Origin of the sequence: Streptococcus sp. 1032 (genome assembly GCF_013277015.1) — a bacterium.
GTDB lineage: Bacteria > Bacillota > Bacilli > Lactobacillales > Streptococcaceae > Streptococcus.
Window position 1 is genome coordinate 1 of record NZ_VMMD01000025.1, and the last position, 20,132, is coordinate 20,132.

Consider the following 20,132-nt stretch of genomic DNA (forward strand, 5'->3'; position numbering starts at 1 on the left):
TAGTTTGGGAATTTACCAGTAATTATACTACTATTTAATTTTATTACAAATCATCCTAAAGTTGCTTTCATTTGCCTCTTTTGATACACTTAAACTATGAATACAAATCTCAAACCTAAACTCCAGCGTTTTGCTTCTGCGACTGCCTTTGCCTGCCCTATCTGCCAAGAAAATCTGACTCTGGTAGAGACTAGTCTCAAGTGCTGCAACCGTCATTCTTTTGACTTGGCTAAATTTGGCTATGTCAATCTGGCACCTCAAATTAAGCAATCTGCTAACTACGACAAGGAAAATTTTCAAAACCGCCAACAAATCCTAGAAGCTGGATTTTACCAAGCTATTCTAGAGGTCGTCTCTGATTTACTTTCAAGCTCAAAAAATGCCAAAACAATTTTAGATATCGGTTGTGGTGAAGGTTTCTACTCTCGTAAACTCCAAGAAAGTCACTCTGAAAAAACTTTCTATGCCTTTGACATCTCCAAAGATTCAGTCCAAATCGCTGCCAAGAGCGAACCCAACTGGGCAGTCAACTGGTTCGTTGGTGACTTGGCTCGTCTTCCTATAAAAGACGCTAGCATGGATATCCTGCTTGATATCTTCTCACCTGCCAACTATGGAGAATTTCGTCGCGTTTTATCCAAAGACGGTATCTTGATAAAGATTATCCCAACTGAAAATCATCTCAAGGAAATCCGTCAGAAGGTACAAGACCAGCTGACAAACAAGAATTATTCTAATCAAGAAATCAAAAATCATTTCCAAGAACACTTTACCATCCTATCTAGTCAAACGGCCTCTCTTACTAAGACTATCACAACAGTGCAACTCCAAGCCCTACTCAGCATGACCCCTCTCCTATTTCACGTTGACCAGAGCAAGATTGACTGGAGCCAACTGACAGAAATTACCATTGAAGCAGAGATTTTGGTTGGGAAAGCACTCTAAACTATACTTCCCAAAGGTATAAAACTTACCGAAAATCTTCAATATTACGAAAACGCATAAGAACAGGTGGTCAAAAACCTTAATCTTATGCGTTTTGTTATAGTTTCCATACACATTAAGGGGAAATATTTGAAATCAGTTCTTTTAATAACCATTGAATACCATATAGTACATTTACCCCAAATATGATATAGGCCGTATAAATCAAGTATTTCGATTTTTCCCGCCTTAAAGAATAGATCTTGTACAAGATAAACAAATTTAAAATAATAAATAACAGAGACAAAATCTTCCCTCCAAAATCAATCATAAAAGTAGGCAGTCAAGCATAGTTCTAATCTTTATTTTCGATTCGAGATAACAAACTTATCAATAAATAGCAAGTGAAATAAGGCAAGTGTAATTCCAAATAAGCACCCATGATAAGAGATTTCTTGATGGGTAAGGGGGAAAAGAGTATCATTACCCGCCAAGAGGCAGGTCAAAATGATAAATAAAATCCAAAATAAATCCGTCCATTTATATTTTGAAAAATATTTTTTCCACATAAAAACACCTTCTTTCCTACAATTATATTATAATACTTTATGTAATCGAATACAAGGGGTATGAGGTTGAAAGAGAGTAAAAAGCAGTATTTAAAGCCTTCACTGTATCTATGATTTCTATCTTTTTAAGACAAGATTGACTCAAATCTACATCATTAAAAAAGCGAATTTCAATCGAAACTCGCTTTTTTACAAAATGTATTAGTATAAATTTGTATCTTAGTTCAAGTGCCAGATATCTTCGTTATACTGAGCAATTGTACGGTCAGATGAGAAGAACCCTGCTTTAGAAATGTTAACGATGACTTTATCCAACCATGCGTCACGGTCTTCGTAGTCAGCCAACATTTGCTCTTTCACTTTGATGTAATCTTCTAAGTCAAGAAGAGTCATGAACCAGTCTTTGTTGATCAATTCATTGTAAAGACGTTCCAAGCGCTCTTTGTTTCCAGCTGCAAGAACTGCATCGCTAACGATGAAGTCAACCAATGGTTTGATAGCTTTACGAGCGTAGAATTCGCTTGATTTGTAAGCTGCTTTTGCGTAAAGGTCGATAACAGTTTCTGAATCTTCACCAAAGATGTAGATGTTTTCATCACCAACCAACTCAGCGATTTCCACGTTAGCTCCGTCCATAGTACCAAGAGTCAAAGCTCCGTTCAACATAAATTTCATGTTACCAGTACCTGAAGCTTCTTTAGAAGCAAGTGAGATTTGTTCTGAGATATCACATGCTGGGATAAGGAAGCTTGCTGCAGTAACGTTGTAGTTTTCAACCATAACTACTTGCAAGTGTGGAGCTACTGCTGGATCGTTAGCAATCACTTCTGACATGCAAAGAATCAAATGGATAATATCTTGAGCGATTGTGTAGGCTGGAGCTGCTTTACCACCAAAGAAGATTGTGATTGGGCGAGCAGGGATGTTACCAGCTTTGATGTCAAGGTATTTGTGGATCACGTACAAGGCGTTCATTTGTTGGCGTTTGTACTCGTGAAGACGTTTGATTTGGATATCAAAGATAGAGTTTGGATTGATTTCCACACCTTGGTGTTCTTTCAAGTGACGAGCCAATTTACGTTTGTTGTGAGCCTTGATGCTTTCCAATTTTTCTTTGACAGCTGCTTTGTCTTCATAAGACAAAAGTTTTTCAAGCTCATCTGCTTCATGGTGCCAACCGTCTCCAAGAATCTCATCCAAGTAGTGAGACAATCTTGGGTTAGCATGCATGAGCCAACGACGGAAAGTGATACCGTTTGTTTTATTGTTGAATTTTTCTGGGTAAAGGTCGTAGAAAGCTTTCAACTCAGAGTTCTTCAAGATTTCAGTGTGAAGTGCCGCAACCCCGTTAACGCTGTATCCGTAGTGGATATCCATATGAGCCATGTGAACACGTTCGCTCTCATCGATAATTTGAACAGCTGGATCTTTGTATTCTGCTTTCACGCGACGGTCCAATTCTTCGATGATTGGTACCAAGTGAGGAACCACTTCTTGCAAGAATTCAAGAGGCCATTTTTCAAGGGCTTCTGCAAGAATTGTGTGGTTAGTATAAGCAGTCATACTACGAACGATTGAGATTGCTTCGTCAAGCTCGATACCACGTGCAGTCAAAAGACGGATCAATTCAGGGATAACCATTGATGGGTGAGTATCGTTGATTTGGACAACTGCGTAGTCAGCAAGGTCATGCAAGTTGCTTCCTTTTTCGATTGCTTCGTCGATGATCAATTGCGCACCGTTTGAAACCATGAAGTATTGTTGGAAGATACGGAGCAATTCACCTTGACGGTCACTATCATCTGGGTAAAGGAAGAGAGTCAAGTTGCGAGCGACATCTGTCTTGTCAAAGCTGATACCGTCTTTAATAATAGAAGAATCAACTGAATCCAAGTCAAACAAACGCAAGCGGTTCTTCGTTTCTGTCTTGTAACCAGGAACATCAATATCATAAAGAGTTGATGTCAAAGTAAAGTCTGCAAATGGTACTTGGTAGCTACGGCTTGAGCGAACCAACCAGTTTTGCTCTGTCAACCATGCATTTGGAATTGTTTCTTGTTGGTTGTTTTTAAGAACTTGTTGGAAAAGACCAAAGTGGTAGTTAAGACCAACACCGTCACCGTTCAAACCAAGAGTCGCAATTGAGTCGATAAAGCAGGCAGCCAAACGTCCCAAACCACCATTACCAAGAGATGGTTCCAATTCAACTTCTTCAACTTCGATCAAGTCTTTACCTGCAGCTGCAAGTTCTTTTTTGACATCGTCGTAAAGACCAAGGTTGATCAAGTTGTTTGACAAGAGTTTACCAATCAAGAACTCAGCTGAGATGTAGTAAACTTTTTTCTTACCAGTGTTAACTGGTTTTTGGCTACTTGCAAGCTTGCTGTAGTTAAGAAGGGCAAGGTAAAGCTCTTCATTGCTACATTCTGCAATGGTTTTATTGTAACGATTTTGTACAAATTCTTGTAGTGATAACATGTTTAAGATGTCTCCTGATATTGTATTATTTCTTTAATTCTACCAAATTTTCATTGATTCGTCGATAGATTGTTGTCAAGTCAAGCAAACCTTCCTCGACAGCTGGTGTCAATTGCTCTTCAGTCATACGCCAAGACCAGTTTCCACCAAGGGTAGATGGGAAGTTCATACGAGCTGTCTCATCCAATTCTAGCAAATCTTGCATAGTTGCAATTGCCATGAAGCTAACTGATGAAAAGACTGTACGAAGCATAGCATGTGGCACTGTTTCGTATTCTTTACGATTAGTGTAGCGAGCCATGTACTCACGAGTCGCATCATCAATCTCGTTACGGTACCAACCAAGAACCGTGTTGTTATCGTGAGTTCCTGTGTACATAACTGAGTTAGCAGGTGCCAAGTGTGGGCTATCGATGCTTTCGTCTTCTGGGTTGAAGGCAAATTGAAGAATCTTCATTCCTGGGAAGCCAGTACGTTCACGCAATTCGATAACTTCGTCTGTCATGAAACCAAGGTCTTCTGCGATGATATTTAACTCACCAAGTTCTTCCTTAACGGCTGCAAAAAGCTTGTATCCTGGACCTTTCACCCACTCACCAGGTGCTGCTGTATCGGAACCAGCAGGGATTTCCCAGTAAGATTCGAAACCACGGAAGTGGTCGATACGAACGATATCGTAGATTTTGAAGCTTTCACGCAAGCGTTCAATCCACCATTTGTAGCCGTCTTTGTCCATTGCTTCCCAGTCATAGATTGGGTTACCCCAAAGCTGACCAGTTGCAGAAAACTCATCTGGTGGGCATCCTGCGATGCAAGTTGCTTTACCGTTGATATCTGTCTTGAAGAGATGTGGATTTGCCCACATATCGCTTGAATCTTCCGCTACGTAGATTGGCATGTCCCCAACGATTTCGATGTGGTTGTCGTTAGCGTAAGCTTTCAATTTCAACCATTGTTGGAAGAAGAAGTACTGAGTCACACGGTGGTAAACCAATTTGTCTGCCAATTGCTCACGGTAGCTTTCAAGTGCTGAAGCTTTACGAGCACGAGCATCCGCATCTGGCCATTCAGTCCAAGCAAGATTGTCAAAATGCTCTTTGATAGCCATATACTCAGCAAAGAGCTCAAGCCATGATTGGTTGTCTTGAGCAAATTTCTCAAAATCTTTAACATCTCCGACTTCAAAGAAACGTTTCACCGCTTTTTCTAAAAGAGGACGACGTGCATAGTAAATCTTAGCATAGTCAACTTCAGACGCATCGCTACCAAAGTCAACTCCTTCAAGGTCACTTGCTTCCAACAAACCTTGCTCCACCAAGATATCTAAATCGATAAAATGAGTGTTTCCTGCGAAGGCTGAGAAAGATTGGTAAGGAGAATCCCCGTAACTAGTTGTTCCTAGTGGAAGGATTTGCCAGTAACGTTGTTTTGTACGAACCAAGAAATCAACGAAGTCGTAAGCACTTTGACCAAACGATCCGATTCCGTAAGCTCCTGGAAGAGAAGAGATGTGCATCAACACACCACTTTGACGTTTTTTCATAATAGCACCTCATGTGTTAAAATAATGGAACGTTGCGTATTTTTGCAGACGCAAACGTTTGCGCTACTTATAAGTATACTCCTTTTCAAGCATAATTGCAAGCGTTTTTAAAAAAACTTTTTTGATTATTTTTAAGGAGACTAACTCATTTTAGCAAAGATAACTTGAAACTATCTAATCCTAAAGTTTGACTCTCATGAAACAGTCTACAAAGTGCAAAACCTCCTTAAAAAAACTTTAATTTATATGTAGGAGGCACAAAGGTCTATAGAAAATAGATAGGGATTAGAAACAAGGAAATAGCCCCTCCTGATTTCCCTCTTTAGACAGATTCCATCTATTTTTTATTAAAAATACTGTATTCTTATCTATTTCACACTTTTCTTCTATATAAAAAGTAAAATCATGCTATCAAATCAAGCTTAAAATTTTTTTAAAATTTTTAACAAAAACACTTGCAACCGTTTTCTATTTGTGCTATACTAAGCTCATAAAGGAAAACGTTTGCGTTTTTCTTGTCAATAAAACTTGTTATTCTTTAGGAGGAATACACTATGTCATCTAAATTCATGAAGAGCGCTGCTGTGCTTGGAACTGCTACACTTGCTAGCTTGCTTTTGGTAGCTTGCGGAAGCAAAACTGCTGATAAACCTGCTGATTCTGGTTCATCTGAAGCGAAAGAAATCACTCTTTACGTTGAGGACCAATACAAAGCTTATGCTGAAACAGTAGCTAAAGCTTATAAAGAACAATCAGGAACAACAGTTAACATCAAATCTGGTGACCAAATGGGTGGGCTTGACAAACTTTCTCTTGACAACCAATCAGGTCAAGCTCCTGACGTTATGATGGCTCCATACGACCGTGTAGGTATCCTTGGTACTGACGGACAACTTTCAGAAGTGAAATTGAGCGACGGTGCTAAAACAGATGATAAAACTAAATCTCTTGTAACAGCTGCTGACGGTAAAGTTTACGGTGCTCCTGCCGTTATCGAGTCACTTGTTATGTACTACAACAAAGACTTGGTAAAAGAAGCTCCAAAAACATTTGCTGACTTGGAAAACCTTGCTAAAGATAGCAAATACGCATTCGCTGGAGAAGATGGAAAAACTTCTGCTTTCCTAGCTGACTGGACAAACTTCTACTTTGCATACGGACTTCTTGCTGGTAACGGCGGTTACGTATTCGGACAAAACGGTAAAGACGCTAAAGACATCGGTCTTGCAAACGACGGCGCTATCAAAGGTGTAGAATACGCTAAAACTTGGTATGAAAAATGGCCTAAAGGTATGCAAGATACGGAAGGAGCTGGAAACCTAATCCAAACTCAATTCCAAGAAGGTAAAACAGCTGCTATCATCGATGGACCTTGGAAAGCTCAAGCCTTCAAAGACGCTAAAGTAAACTACGGTGTTGCAACTATCCCAACTCTTCCAAACGGAAAAGACTACGCAGCATTTGGTGGTGGTAAAGCTTGGATCATCCCATCAAGCACTAAGAACCTTGAAGCTGCTCAAAAATTTGTAGACTTCCTTGTTTCAACTGAACAACAAAAAGCCTTCTACGATAAGACTAACGAAATCCCAGCTAACACTGAAGCTCGTTCATACGCTGAAGGTAAAAACGATGAGTTGACAACAGCTGTTATCAAACAATTCAAGAACGCTCAACCAATGCCAAACATCTCTCAAATGTCAGCAGTTTGGGACCCAGCTAAAACAATGTTGTTTGAAGCTGTAAGCGGTAAGAAAGATGCTAAAACAGCAGCTAACGATGCTGTAACATTGATCAAAGAAACAATCAAACAAAAATTTGGTGAATAAAAAATTTGTTCAAGGGGGGTGGAAATCAAATCCCCCTTTGAATTTATCAACAAAAACACAAATAGTTTAGGTTTTATGTAGAAACCAGTATCCTATGAAAGGAGTTATTATGGAAAAGCAACAACCTAGTAAAGCAGCCCTGCTGTCTATCATTCCTGGGTTAGGACAGATTTACAATAAACAAAAAGCCAAAGGTTTTATCTTCCTTGGTGTAACCATCGTATTTGTCCTCTACTTCCTAGCACTTGCAGCCCCTGAATTGAGCAATCTCATCACTCTTGGTGACAAGCCAGGTCGTGACAATTCCCTCTTTATGCTGATTCGTGGTGCCTTCCATTTAATCTTTGTAGTTGTTTATGTACTCTTTTATTTCGCAAATATCAAAGATGCTCATACAACTGCCAAACACATTAATAATGGTATTCCAGTAGCACTTACCTTTAAAGAAATGGTCAAAGGAATCTATGAAAATGGCTTCCCTTACCTCTTGATCATTCCATCTTATATTGCAATGACTTTTGCGATTATCTTCCCAGTTATCGTAACCTTGATGATCGCCTTTACCAACTACGACTTCCAACACTTGCCACCAAACAAATTGTTGGACTGGGTTGGTTTGACCAACTTTACAAACATTTGGAGCTTGAGTACCTTCCGTTCTGCCTTCGGTTCTGTTCTTTCTTGGACTATCATTTGGGCTTTATCTGCCTCAACTTTGCAGATCGTGATTGGTATCTTCACAGCTATCATTGCTAACCAACCATTTATCAAAGGAAAACGTATCTTCGGTGTTATTTTCCTTCTTCCTTGGGCTGTCCCAGCCTTCATCACTATCTTGACATTCTCAAATATGTTTAATGATAGTGTCGGCGCTATCAACACTCAAGTCTTGCCGATCTTTGCTAAATTCCTTCCTTTCCTTGATGGGGCTCTTATCCCTTGGAAAACAGACCCTACTTGGACAAAGGTTGCCTTGATTATGATGCAAGGTTGGCTTGGATTCCCATACATCTACGTTTTGACCTTGGGTATCTTGCAATCTATTCCTAACGACCTTTACGAAGCAGCTTATATTGACGGTGCCAATGCTTGGCAAAAATTCCGCAACATCACTTTCCCAATGATCTTGGCCGTTGCGGCACCTACTTTGATCAGTCAATACACCTTCAACTTTAACAACTTCTCTATCATGTACCTCTTCAATGGTGGAGGACCTGGTAGTGTCGGTGGAGGAGCTGGTTCAACAGATATCTTGATCTCATGGATCTACCGTTTGACAACAGGTACATCTCCTCAATACTCAATGGCGGCAGCTGTTACCTTGATTATCTCTATCATTGTCATCTCAATCTCTATGATCGCATTCAAGAAACTACACGCATTTGATATGGAGGACGTCTAAGATGAATAACTCAATTAAACTCAAACGTAGACTGACTCAAACCCTTACTTACCTTTACCTGATTGGTCTATCAATTGTCATTATCTATCCACTTTTGATTACCATCATGTCAGCCTTTAAAGCAGGTAACGTCTCAGCCTTTAAACTAGATACTAACATCGACCTCAATTTTGATAACTTTAAAGGCCTCTTCACTGAAACCTTGTACGGTACTTGGTACCTCAACACTTTGATTATCGCCTTGATTACCATGGCTGTTCAAACAAGTATTATCGTACTTGCTGGTTATGCTTACAGCCGTTACAACTTCTTGGCTCGTAAACAAAGTTTGGTCTTCTTCTTGATTATCCAAATGGTGCCAACTATGGCCGCTTTGACAGCCTTCTTCGTTATGGCGCTTATGTTGAACGCCCTTAACCACAGCTGGTTCCTCATCTTCCTCTACGTTGGTGGTGGTATCCCGATGAATGCTTGGCTCATGAAAGGCTACTTCGATACAGTGCCAATGTCTTTAGACGAATCTGCAAAACTAGACGGTGCAGGACACTTCCGCCGTTTCTGGCAAATTGTTCTTCCACTTGTTCGCCCAATGGTTGCCGTACAAGCTCTCTGGGCCTTCATGGGACCTTTTGGGGACTACATCCTCTCTAGTTTCTTGCTTCGTGAGAAAGAATACTTTACTGTTGCCGTAGGTCTCCAAACCTTCGTTAGCAATGTGAAAAACATGAAGATTGCCTACTTCTCAGCAGGTGCTATCCTCATCGCCCTTCCAATCTGTATTCTCTTCTTCTTCCTACAAAAGAACTTTGTTTCAGGACTTACAAGTGGTGGCGACAAGGGATAATATATCCCCGCCACCCTTTTTCATTTTATACTCTTCGAAAACCTCTTCAAACCACGTCAGCTTCCATCTGCAACCTCAAAGTTGTGCTTTGAGCAACCTGCGGCTAGCTTCCTAGTTTGCACTTTGATTTTCATTGAGTATTAGCGATTGTTACTGTAAATAACATCCTTACAACAAGCAATTTTTCTCCTAGACTTGAAATAAAGCACATTTCTCTATATAATAATACTCATATAGAAAACACCTTTTAGAAAGATACCTATGCTTCCATATCCATTTTCCTATTTTTCAAGTATTTGGGGATTTCGTAAGCCCCTGTCCAAACGTTTCGGACTCAACTGGTTCCAACTACTCTTTACCAGTATCTTCCTTATCAGCTTGTCTATGGTACCCATTGCCATTCAAAACAGCTCGCAGGAGACTTATCCGCTAGAAACCTTTATCGATAATGTCTATGAACCATTGACAGATGAGGTTGTCCAGGATCTCTCTGAGCATGCTGCAATTGTTGATGGTAAATTAACTTATACAGGAACAGCTAGTCAAGCCCCTTCTATTGTGATCGGTCCAAGTCAAAGTAAGGAGTTACCTAAGGACTTGCAACTGCATTTCGATACGAATGAGCTCGTCATCAGCAAGGAAAATAAGGAACTGACCCGAGTCTCTTACCGAGTGATTGATACTGAGAGTTTCAAAAGCAAAGACAGCTTAACCCAAGCGATTTCTAAAGACTGGTACCAACAGAATCGTGTCTATATCAGTCTCTTCCTAGTTCTCGGTGCCAGCTTCCTCTTTGGTTTGAATTTCTTTATTGTCTCTCTAGGAGCTAGTCTTCTCCTTTATATCACTAAGAAATCACGCCTCTTTTCATTTAGAACCTTTAAAGAGTGCTATCATTTTATCTTGAACTGTTTAGGATTGCCAACTCTGATTACGCTTATTTTGGGATTATTTGGCCAAAATATGTCAAACCTCATCACTATACAAAACATTCTTTTTGTTCTGTATCTGGTCACTATCTTTTATAAAACACATTTCCGTGATCCAGATTACCATAAATAGGAGATTTTTATGCCCGTTACGATTAAAGACGTGGCCAAGGCTGCTGGTGTTTCGCCTTCAACCGTAACCCGTGTTATTCAAAATAAATCAACCATTAGCGACGAAACAAAAAAACGCGTTCGCAAGGCTATGAAGGAACTCAACTACCACCCCAACCTCAATGCTCGTAGCTTGGTAAGCAGTTATACCCAAGTTATTGGCTTGGTGCTTCCTGACGACTCAGATGCCTTCTATCAAAATCCTTTCTTCCCATCTGTTCTCCGTGGCATTGCCCAAGTCGCTTCTGAAAATCACTACGCCATTCAGATTGCGACAGGTAAAGATGCCAAAGAGCGTCTTAAAGCTATTTCTCAGATGGTCTATGGTAAGCGTGTAGATGGTTTGATTTTCCTCTATGCCCAAGAAGAGGACCCTTTGGTTAAGTTAGTAGCAGACGAGCAATTTCCTTTCCTTATCTTAGGTAAATCTCTATCTCCTTTCATTCCACTTGTCGATAATGACAATGTCCAAGCTGGTTTTGATGCGACAGAGTATTTCATCAAAAAAGGATGCAAGCGAATTGCCTTTATCGGAGGTACTAAGCGACTCTTCGTAACACAAGACCGTCTGACAGGTTACGAGCTAGCTCTAAAACAATACCAACTTCCTCTCGATACTAATCTGACTTACTTTGCTACTGAATTTCTTGAAGATAATGGTTATCGCTTTAGTAGACTTCTCTTCAAACACGATCCAAATATTGACGCTATTATTACCATTGATAGTCTCCTTGCTGCAGGGGTCTGTGATTACATCGCAAAACACCAACTGGATGTCCCTGTCCTCAGCTTCGACTCAGTCAATCCCAAGCTCAACTTGGCAGCCTATGTCGATATTAATAGCCTAGAACTTGGTCGAACATCATTTGAAACAATTCTTCAGATTATCAACGATGCTAAAAGCAATAAACAAATTTGTTACCGTCAGTTAATCGCCCACAAAATTATCGAAAAATAAAAACCAGCTCGCGCTGGTTTTTTTGGTCACTAATTTTCTGTTTCAACGAATCGTCCCAGAATATGAACATTCTCCGATACAGAGACAAAGGCTCCTGAGTCCACCTGTTTCATAATCTGTTTAAATTCATTAAACTCTGCACGTGTAATAACAGTGATTAAAACTGCCTTTCTCTCGTGATTGTAGGTTCCTTCTGCATCGTGGATCATGGTTGCTCCGCGGTGCAATTTTTTATGGATTTTCTCAATTACTTTATCTGGATGATTGGTCACAATCATAGCCTGCATGCGTTTTTGCTTAGTAAAGACAGCGTCTGTGACACGGCTAGAGACAAAGATGGTAATCATAGAGTAGAGAGCGTATTTCCAACCAAAGGTCAAGCCTGCTATCAGCATGATAGTCCCATTTACTAAGAAAGAAATACTACCGACATTCTTACCTGTTTTCTTGCGAATAGTCAAACTGACAATATCCGTCCCACCACTAGAGATATTGTTGCGAAGAGCAAAACCAATCCCCAAGCCCATGACAACGCCCCCAAAAAGGGCATTGATAATGGGATCCTCCGTCAAGGTTGCCACAGGGACAAACTGGATAAAGAAGGAACTCATGGATACCGTGATAAAGGTAAAGACGGTGAACTTATGGCCAATCTGATACCAAGCCAAGACCATCAAAGGGAAGTTAATAGCGTAAAAGGTTAGCGAAATCGGAATATGAAAACCAAACCAGTGATTACTCAAGGCAGAGATAATCTGTGCCAGACCTGTCGCACCACTCGAATACACATGCCCTGGTTGGAAAAAGAAATTGACTGCCACTGCTGATAAAAAACCATAGACCAGAGAAGCTGAAATCTTCTCATCATATTTTTCCCGAGAGATGCTTTGTAAGACACGTAAAATTTTTATCTGATAAGCAAAGCGGCGCAGATAATAGCGCCACCGCTTAATTCGTTTTGCTTGTTTCATCTTCTTCTACTTGTAAGCTGAGTTCCTCTAGTTGTTTGAGAGCGACTGTTGAAGGAGCTTGTGTCATTGGGTCACTTGCCTTGTTGTTCTTAGGAAAAGCAATGACTTCACGGATATTTTCTTCTCCAGCTAAGAGCATGACAAATCGGTCAAGCCCGATAGCCAAACCACCGTGTGGTGGGAAACCATAGTCCATGGCTTCAAGAAGGAAGCCAAACTGGTCATTTGCTTCTTCTGCTGAGAAACCAAGAGCCTTGAACATGCGTTCTTGAAGGTCTTTTTGGTTGATACGAAGGCTACCACCACCAAGCTCATAACCGTTCAAGACGATATCGTAAGCAATGGCACGAACCTTAGCCAAATCACCTTCTAATTCGTGAGCAGTTTCTTCCTGTGGAAGGGTGAACGGATGGTGGGCGCTCATGTAGCGACCTTCTTCTTCAGACCATTCAAACATCGGCCAGTCAACCACCCAAAGGAAGTTGAACTTATCATTATCAATCAAGCCAAGCTCTTTAGCAATACGTCCACGAAGGGCCCCCAGCGTTGCATTGGCCACTTCAAGCGTATCTGCCACAAAGAGAACGAGATCCTTATCTTCAAGAGCAAGCGCTGCTGTCAAGTCTGCTTGGATGCCTGTCAAGAACTTGGCAACTGGTCCATTTAATTCTCCATCAACAACCTTAACCCAAGCAAGACCTTTGGCACCATACTGTTTGGCTACTTCCGTCATCTTGTCGATGTCTTTACGTGAATAGTTATCCGCAGCTCCTTTGACCACAATGGCTTTTACAGCAGGTGCTTCTGAAAAGACTTTGAAGTCTACACCTTTGACCACTCCTGTCAAGTCCTGAAGCAACATGTCAAATCGAGTATCAGGCTTATCAGAACCGTAAAGAGCCATCGCATCGTCATACTTCATACGAGGGAATGGTAGCGTCACTTCGATGCCTTTGGTTTCCTTCATCACGCGCGCAATCAAGCCTTCTGTAATATCTTGGATTTCTTGCTCAGTAAGGAAAGATGTTTCCAAGTCGACCTGGGTAAACTCAGGCTGGCGGTCACCACGCAAGTCCTCGTCACGGAAACATTTAACGATTTGGTAGTAACGGTCAAAACCAGCATTCATCAAGAGCTGTTTCGTGATTTGTGGACTTTGAGGAAGAGCGTAAAAATACCCTTTATTAACACGAGATGGCACCAAGTAGTCACGCGCCCCTTCTGGTGTTGACTTAGAAAGGAATGGTGTCTCCACGTCGATAAACTCCAACTCATCCAAATAGTTGCGGATAGAGTGTGTCACCTTAGCACGAAGTTTCAGATTTTCCAACATTTCTGGACGACGAAGGTCAAGGTAACGGTAACGCAAACGCGTATCGTCATTGGCCTCAATGCCATCCTTAATCTCAAATGGGGTTGTCTTAGCTGTATTAAGCACTGTCAGAGCTGTCACGTTTAACTCAACTGCACCAGTTGGTAACTTATCATTGGCTTGCTCACGCGCAGCGACCTGACCTGTCACCTCGATAACAAATTCGCTACGAAGGCTTTCAGCTGTTGCCATAACCTCTGCAGAGACTTTTTCAGGGTTGATAACTAACTGCATGATTCCTTCACGGTCACGAAGGTCGATAAAGATCAAACCACCGAGGTCACGACGACGGCCAACCCATCCTTTCAAGGTTATTTCTTGTCCGATGTGTTCCTCACGAACACGACCAGCATACATACTACGTTTCATGTTTTCTCTCCTCTTTTATTCTGTTACTATTTTACCATAAAAGCGCAGGCTCTTCATGAAAATCATCAGAAAAGTTTGCCAGTCTTTAAAAATTAACGCCCATACAAAAAGTCCGATGAACTTCACCGGACTCTTTTATTTTGAATTTTTGCCTGCTTTACGCTTTTCAGCGATTTCAGCTGCCTTTCGAGGCAAGACAATTTCCGTTGTGTAAGCTGTCCCAAAACGCCAGATACCAGCAATAGGGGCAAAGACTACTGCTAGATAGTTATAGAAGAAATCGCCCTTAAAGGCATAAGCTAGCGCTCCAATGATGAAAAATAGAACGACTGCTTGAATCACTGCTAATAAAATTACTCGTTTCATGTGACCTCCTGACTCTATTATAGCATGAGAATCATCAAAAAGCCGACTAAATTATTCAAAGCGTGGAGAGAAATACTGTAGACCAGACCTTTTCTGCTAATATAGGCCAATCCCAAACTAAAACCAAGGCTAAAATAGACAAAAAATTGTTGCACATCACCTGGGAAATGAATCAAGGTAAACAGAACACTGGATACCAGAAGAAAAATCAGAGTTTGTTTACTATTGTCCTGCTTAGGAAAGAGGTAGCGTGCTAACATCCCTCTAAAGATAAGTTCTTCCGTCAAAGGAGCAAAAATAACGACCGCAAAGAATGAGAAAAGTGGTTGAGACAAGGTCAAGTCTATCGCTATTTGCTGATTTACTGAAGGATCATTTGGCAAGAAAAACTGGACAACCAGAGATAAGAACCAAACCAAGGCAGGAAGCCAAATAAATCGGTTGAAGCCACTCTTCTCAATACGAACAGGACCTTTCTGATACCATTTGTAAATGCCGTACACATAAACTCCAGCCAAGGCCACATAGAGTAAGGTCACAGCATAGGGTGAAGCGCCTAAGGTAAGCGACGTAGTCGCGAGCACCTGAATGAAGCCATAGATGAATAAAAAGGATAGAAAGGCTAGAAGAAACCAGCCAAGGTTTTTAAGTAATTTCATATAGATCTCCTATCTTGCTTTATAGCTGTTTTTCAATACAAAGAGGTTTGCTATCCCTAACACAAGTACCCATGCAAGTAACATACCAATATTAGAAAAAGATATTTCCCCACCTTTTTTATTTAAAAGATTTACAATAGGACCAACGAACGAGTAATCCAACATTTTTTGAGCCGTATCATTTTGAAGAGCAATTATGGGTAAAAAAGATACGATTAGCATAGGGAAGATACTATAAACTTGCGCTTTAGATTGAGTATCTGACACCGCACCGATTAGAAGGTTGAGAAAAATAATACAAATAGTTGCTAGGAGCAAATAGATAGCATAGGCAAATAAATAACCAGATACATCTACTTTAAGATAGATGGGAAGTACAATCATAGCAAGTAACATTATCAGAATAGGGAGAACGAGCATACTGAAAGTATATTCTGTTGCTGTCACACCACTTAGAATGAGTGATTTAAGATTTCGTTTTTCCTTATCCTCTGCCATCATAATCGATACCATATAACCACTTCCCATGCTCAAGACCATCGTCAAGCTAGCAGATAGTAAAAATAGGCTCAATTGTCCATTCTTATTTAAAAATTCATTATATAAAACAGCAATACCAAAAGGCATCAATAGAGTCGCCAACAAAGTTGAATTGCTGATAAGAACTTGCACTCTTAACCATAGTAGGGCATTTAATTTTCTAAACATCTAACTTTTCTCCTGTCAATCTGATAAAGATTTCTTCTAGTGTCGGCTCACAAGAGTGAACCACCATCAAATCTGTCGTGTCTAAATGTGGTAATTCTTCAAATGGAACTATCTGTTCTCGTCCATCGTTATAAACCACATGTACTTTCTTATCCACATGATACTTCTGGATAATATCTTGTGGACTTCCATACTCTATTAAATTACCCTTATTTAAAAGAGATAAGCGATCACAAAGCAGAGTTGCTTCATTCATATCATGCGTGGTCAGAAAGATAGTTGTCCCCGCCTGCTTTAATTCTTGAAGTAGGGTATGAATCATCTTAGATGTTGTAGGGTCTAAGCCACTGGTTGGCTCATCGAGAAAGAGAATCTTAGGAGCATTCAGAAGGGCACGAGCCAAGAACATTCGTTGTTTCATTCCAGTAGATAACTTTTCTGCAATAATATCTTTAGCATCTGCCAATCCAACCTGTTGGAGCACCTGATTTACTCTATCTGACTTGAGACCATATAACTTAGCATAGATGAGAAGATTTTTATAAAGACTCATCTTTTCATAAAAACCACTGCCATCACTAACAATGCCAATTTGTTCCAAATCATTTGAGGTTAAATCTTGAGAATTCTTGCCTAACAAAACTGTTTTACCTTGATCTGCAGCCAACTGACCTGTCAAGACATTGATCATGGTTGTTTTACCTGAGCCAGAAGGGCCAAGAAAACCAAAGATTTCTCCCTCCTTAATCTCAAAAGAAATCTGGTGAAGAGCTTTCTTGCTCCCAAAACTTTTGCTTACATTTTCAACACGAATCATAGAAACTCCTTTATTTAAAATAACGTTTCACCATAGGCAACTGCATCACACCGATATAAATATGGATCACTCCTACCAGCAGGAAAGCTAGTAACTGAATCTCTCCTGTCAGCAAGGAAAAGAGAGCAATCAAAAAGTAGAGACCTGGCAAGACATATTGGTTTAATTGGAATAAAATTCGAAAACTCTGTTCCAAATTAGCCTGGCGCTCCCCTTCATCGCAAGAATTGACATAGTCTAAATAATCCTTTGGTGTAGAGAAAAATGCCAAATCAAACTGACGAACAATCGCAATAGTCTTATAAAAATATTTTTGAGCATTAAAAATCAACACTAATCCCAAAAAAGAAAGAGGTAAGATTAGATTGCTTCTATCTAGTACAATCACTTCACTTCCTGAAATAAAGAGAGCCAATAAAATCGCTACACTTGTAATATGAAAAGCAATAGTTCCAAACTCAAGATTACGATGCATTTGCACATAATAGGTTTCATTCAGATCATCGTCCATTTCCTCTTGATACAAGGAGTGAAATTTTCTGCTTTTCTTTAAGAAATTGAAAGTCAAAAGAATGCTAATGAAACCTATCAATAAACAAATAGCTGATATCCATGGTATCAAGACTTTTACATCTAACATAATTCCGTGGGATTCAGCAAGTGCCTTAAACATCCCTACAAAACCGCCCAAGAAACCTCCCAAGACAACAGACATTAAAAATAACAATCCACCTTTATTTTTCTTTTTCTTTTCCATATTCATTCTCCTTATTTACTTGCTAGATTTTTGGATTTCTTTTCAATCCAGTCAACGACTGGGATAAGAGCAAAGTAGGCCCAGATAAATTGGTCGCTGTAATAGAGATCAAACCATCCTAGATTTGTTCCAATTAGTAGACACAGGCTGACTAATAGAGCTATGGCAACTACATAATAAATCACTTTATACTTGTTCATCATTTTTCTCCTTTTTCTCCAACCGATTGAAAATGGATAAGAGGACTAAGTTAACCCAAAACAAATACTTACTTTCAACAAAATAGAACCACCCCAGTAATGTTCCAACCATAGCGAAAGCATTCACAATAAGGGCAAGAACACTCATGTAATAAATCACTTTATACTTGTTCATCACTCGTCCTCCTCCAAGCGAAATACTGATTCGACTGTTTCGTTGAAAATTTGAGATATTTTCAAAGCAATCACAACGGACGGGGTGTATTCGTCCCGTTCTAATAGGCTGATAGTCTGTCTGGAAACCTCTGCTAGCTTGGCTAGTTCGGTTTGATTAAGGCCATCGCGAGCCCGCAGCTCTTTTAGACGATTTTTTAGTTGCATGTTACACACCTACTCTCCGTCAAATTCAACGGATTGGATATCCTCAATACGTTGCAACTTGATTTTTTCTTTTCCCGTCTTGTCTACATATCGTAGCTTGACCCATTCCTCATCAACATCCACAACTTCCCAAAAATTTGTTCCAAATAGTTCTCCAATGATTGTTGGTTTCTTTCCAATCATTTCTTGCAATAATCTCGACATTTCTGCGTTTCCTTTCTCTTTTCTTTCGATTACCTTTAACCTCTTCTCTAACCGCTTGATTTTCTTAGATTGACTCATATAAATCAAGACGAGAAAAGGAAACAAAATCCATACCCACATGTGGCTCCCTCCTATTTCTTAACTTGTTTATATTGTAACACATCTTTTTCTTTTTGACAATCATATTTGTCAAAAAGATTATGATTTTTGTCATTTTGCAAAAGAAAAAGGTCAGGAGTAAAATCCTGACCAGTTTATCTACTATTAAAAGCCTAATTTTTCAAAGATTTCTGAGAAGTTTTGGCTGATAGCATCAAGTGATACTTGCACTTCTTCTCGTGTTTGGTTGTTCTTGACCGTCACTTGTCCGCTTTCGACTTCGCTCTCACCTAGAGTGATGAGGGTCTTAGCCGCAAAGACATCGGCTGACTTGAACTGAGCTTTGAGCTTACGGTTGAGGTAATCACGCTCTGCTTTGAAACCTTGTTGGCGAAGAGCCTGTACCAATTCCAAGGCCTTAACATTTGCTCCATCACCCAAGACTGCGATATAGACATCTAGGGCGTTTTCGATAGGGAGAGCCACACCTTGCTTTTCAAGAATGAGAAGCAGGCGCTCTACACCAAGTCCAAAACCAAATCCAGCAGTTTCAGGGCCTCCAAAGTAAGAAACCAAACCATCGTAACGGCCACCCGCACAGACTGTCAGGTCATTGCCCTCAATCTCAGTGATAAACTCGAAAATAGTGTGATTGTAGTAGTCCAGACCACGCACCATATTGGTATCGATGATATAGTCTACTCCAAGATTTTCCAACATCTGACGCACAGCATCAAAATGAGCTTGGCTTTCTTCATCAAGGAAATCCAAGATAGACGGTGCATTCTCCACTGCCACCTTGTCTTCTTTTTCCTTAGAGTCCAAGACACGGAGAGGATTTTCCTCCAAACGACGTTGGCTATCCTTAGACAAGGTCTCCTTGAGCGGTGTCAAATAGTCAATCAAGGCTTGACGGTAGGCCGCACGACTCTCAGGATTTCCAAGAGTGTTGAGGTGCAATTTGACACCTTGGATGCCGATTTCTTTCAGGAAATGAGCTGCCATAGCAATGGTTTCCACATCAGTAGCTGGATTGCTAGATCCAAAACACTCAACACCAATCTGGTGGAACTGGCGCAAACGCCCTGCCTGTGGACGCTCATAGCGGAACATAGGGCCCATGTAGTAGAACTTACTTGGCTTTTGTACTTCTGGGGCGAAGAGTTTATTTTCCACGTAGGAACGGACAACGGGCGCTGTTCCTTCTGGACGGAGAGTAATATGGCGATCACCCTTGTCATAAAAGTCATACATTTCCTTGGTTACGATATCCGTTGTATCTCCGACAGAACGGCTGATAACCTCGTAATGCTCAAAAATAGGCGTGCGCACTTCTGCATAGTTGTAGCGCTTGAAAATCTCACGGGCAAAGCCCTCAACGTACTGCCATTTGGCAGATTCAGCAGGTAAAATATCCTGCGTTCCTTTTGGTTTTTGTAATTTCATAGGGAATCCTCTTTAAACTTAATAGTCTTATTTTACCATAAATAGAGGGATTAAAACAGTAAGAAAAAAATTAGGATTTATACTCAATGAAAATCAAAGAGCAAACTAGGAAACTAGCCGCAGGTTGCTCAAAGCACAG

At 40.4% G+C, this 20,132-nt stretch carries 21 protein-coding genes; 6 read left to right on the plus strand and 15 right to left on the minus strand.

All coding sequences use genetic code 11. From position 1 onward, the window contains the following. Positions 1 to 96 precede the first annotated feature (96 nt). Complete coding sequence (locus HT711_RS08635; RefSeq protein WP_173214491.1) at positions 97 to 945, plus strand: putative RNA methyltransferase; 849 nt, start codon at positions 97 to 99, stop codon at positions 943 to 945. Positions 946 to 1,286: 341 nt separating this feature from the next. Here the strand turns inward: HT711_RS08635 and HT711_RS11320 are convergent, their stop codons facing one another. The 3 genes from HT711_RS11320 to malQ form a co-directional block, all read right to left on the minus strand. After that, entirely contained in the window at positions 1,287 to 1,493 is a 207-nt protein-coding gene (locus tag HT711_RS11320; RefSeq protein WP_240148998.1) for a hypothetical protein, read from the minus strand. 219 nt (positions 1,494 to 1,712) lie between these two features. After that, positions 1,713 to 3,971, minus strand: coding sequence for a glycogen/starch/alpha-glucan family phosphorylase (gene glgP, locus HT711_RS08640; RefSeq protein ID WP_173250033.1), 2,259 nt, complete (start codon positions 3,969 to 3,971; stop codon positions 1,713 to 1,715). Between the two features lie 25 nt (positions 3,972 to 3,996). Continuing rightward, a complete protein-coding gene (gene malQ / locus HT711_RS08645; protein ID WP_173250035.1) occupies positions 3,997 to 5,514 on the minus strand; it encodes a 4-alpha-glucanotransferase in 1,518 nt (505 codons plus the stop codon). A gap of 554 nt (positions 5,515 to 6,068) precedes the next feature. Between malQ and HT711_RS08650 the strand changes: the two genes are divergently transcribed. From HT711_RS08650 to HT711_RS08670, 5 genes are all read left to right on the plus strand, one after another. Beyond that, positions 6,069 to 7,340, plus strand: coding sequence for an extracellular solute-binding protein (locus HT711_RS08650; RefSeq protein WP_173250037.1), 1,272 nt, complete (start codon positions 6,069 to 6,071; stop codon positions 7,338 to 7,340). Positions 7,341 to 7,449: 109 nt separating this feature from the next. Beyond that, a complete protein-coding gene (locus HT711_RS08655) occupies positions 7,450 to 8,742 on the plus strand; it encodes a sugar ABC transporter permease (protein ID WP_000414955.1) in 1,293 nt (430 codons plus the stop codon). Position 8,743: 1 nt separating this feature from the next. Continuing rightward, the gene (locus tag HT711_RS08660) at positions 8,744 to 9,586 is read left to right on the plus strand and encodes a sugar ABC transporter permease (protein ID WP_004236955.1); all 843 of its coding nucleotides are present in this window, start codon (positions 8,744 to 8,746) and stop codon (positions 9,584 to 9,586) included. Positions 9,587 to 9,847: 261 nt separating this feature from the next. After that, positions 9,848 to 10,648, plus strand: coding sequence for a DUF1189 domain-containing protein (locus HT711_RS08665; protein ID WP_173250039.1), 801 nt, complete (start codon positions 9,848 to 9,850; stop codon positions 10,646 to 10,648). A 9-nt stretch (positions 10,649 to 10,657) separates the two neighbouring features. Further along, positions 10,658 to 11,644: a LacI family DNA-binding transcriptional regulator gene (locus tag HT711_RS08670; RefSeq protein WP_164226273.1), complete on the plus strand. Its 987-nt coding sequence runs from the start codon at positions 10,658 to 10,660 to the stop codon at positions 11,642 to 11,644. A gap of 29 nt (positions 11,645 to 11,673) precedes the next feature. On the opposite strand, the gene HT711_RS08675 is transcribed toward HT711_RS08670, so the two are convergent. The 12 genes from HT711_RS08675 to hisS form a co-directional block, all read right to left on the minus strand. Continuing rightward, positions 11,674 to 12,615 carry a YitT family protein gene (locus HT711_RS08675; RefSeq protein WP_164226272.1) on the minus strand — a complete coding sequence of 314 codons (942 nt, stop codon included), beginning with the start codon at positions 12,613 to 12,615 and terminating at the stop codon, positions 11,674 to 11,676. Next, the gene (gene aspS / locus HT711_RS08680) at positions 12,593 to 14,356 is read right to left on the minus strand and encodes an aspartate--tRNA ligase (protein WP_173234497.1); all 1,764 of its coding nucleotides are present in this window, start codon (positions 14,354 to 14,356) and stop codon (positions 12,593 to 12,595) included. Before aspS ends, HT711_RS08675 begins: the two co-directional genes overlap by 23 nt. Positions 14,357 to 14,491: 135 nt before the next feature. Continuing rightward, positions 14,492 to 14,722 (minus strand): hypothetical protein, encoded by a 231-nt coding sequence (locus HT711_RS08685; protein ID WP_173234495.1) that lies wholly within the window; start codon positions 14,720 to 14,722, stop codon positions 14,492 to 14,494. 17 nt (positions 14,723 to 14,739) lie between these two features. After that, on the minus strand, positions 14,740 to 15,381 hold the full coding sequence (locus HT711_RS08690; RefSeq protein ID WP_173234493.1) for a type II CAAX endopeptidase family protein: 642 nt from the start codon (positions 15,379 to 15,381) through the stop codon (positions 14,740 to 14,742). A gap of 9 nt (positions 15,382 to 15,390) precedes the next feature. Then, positions 15,391 to 16,089 carry an ABC transporter permease gene (locus HT711_RS08695; protein WP_173234491.1) on the minus strand — a complete coding sequence of 233 codons (699 nt, stop codon included), beginning with the start codon at positions 16,087 to 16,089 and terminating at the stop codon, positions 15,391 to 15,393. Beyond that, a complete protein-coding gene (locus tag HT711_RS08700) occupies positions 16,082 to 16,906 on the minus strand; it encodes an ABC transporter ATP-binding protein (protein WP_061425775.1) in 825 nt (274 codons plus the stop codon). Before HT711_RS08700 ends, HT711_RS08695 begins: the two co-directional genes overlap by 8 nt. A gap of 10 nt (positions 16,907 to 16,916) precedes the next feature. Continuing rightward, entirely contained in the window at positions 16,917 to 17,663 is a 747-nt protein-coding gene (locus tag HT711_RS08705) for a DUF3169 family protein (RefSeq protein ID WP_173234489.1), read from the minus strand. 11 nt (positions 17,664 to 17,674) lie between these two features. Next, positions 17,675 to 17,863, minus strand: a complete 189-nt coding sequence (locus HT711_RS08710) for a hypothetical protein (RefSeq protein ID WP_001046123.1) — start codon at positions 17,861 to 17,863, stop codon at positions 17,675 to 17,677. Next, complete coding sequence (locus tag HT711_RS08715) at positions 17,850 to 18,038, minus strand: hypothetical protein (protein WP_173234487.1); 189 nt, start codon at positions 18,036 to 18,038, stop codon at positions 17,850 to 17,852. The genes HT711_RS08710 and HT711_RS08715 overlap by 14 nt, the downstream gene beginning before the upstream one ends. Then, on the minus strand, positions 18,038 to 18,244 hold the full coding sequence (locus HT711_RS08720) for a helix-turn-helix transcriptional regulator (RefSeq protein ID WP_001176233.1): 207 nt from the start codon (positions 18,242 to 18,244) through the stop codon (positions 18,038 to 18,040). The genes HT711_RS08715 and HT711_RS08720 overlap by 1 nt, the downstream gene beginning before the upstream one ends. A gap of 9 nt (positions 18,245 to 18,253) precedes the next feature. Next, positions 18,254 to 18,568 (minus strand): hypothetical protein, encoded by a 315-nt coding sequence (locus HT711_RS08725; protein ID WP_173234485.1) that lies wholly within the window; start codon positions 18,566 to 18,568, stop codon positions 18,254 to 18,256. 144 nt (positions 18,569 to 18,712) lie between these two features. Next, a complete protein-coding gene (gene hisS, locus HT711_RS08730; RefSeq protein WP_172924717.1) occupies positions 18,713 to 19,993 on the minus strand; it encodes a histidine--tRNA ligase in 1,281 nt (426 codons plus the stop codon). Positions 19,994 to 20,132 lie beyond the last annotated feature (139 nt).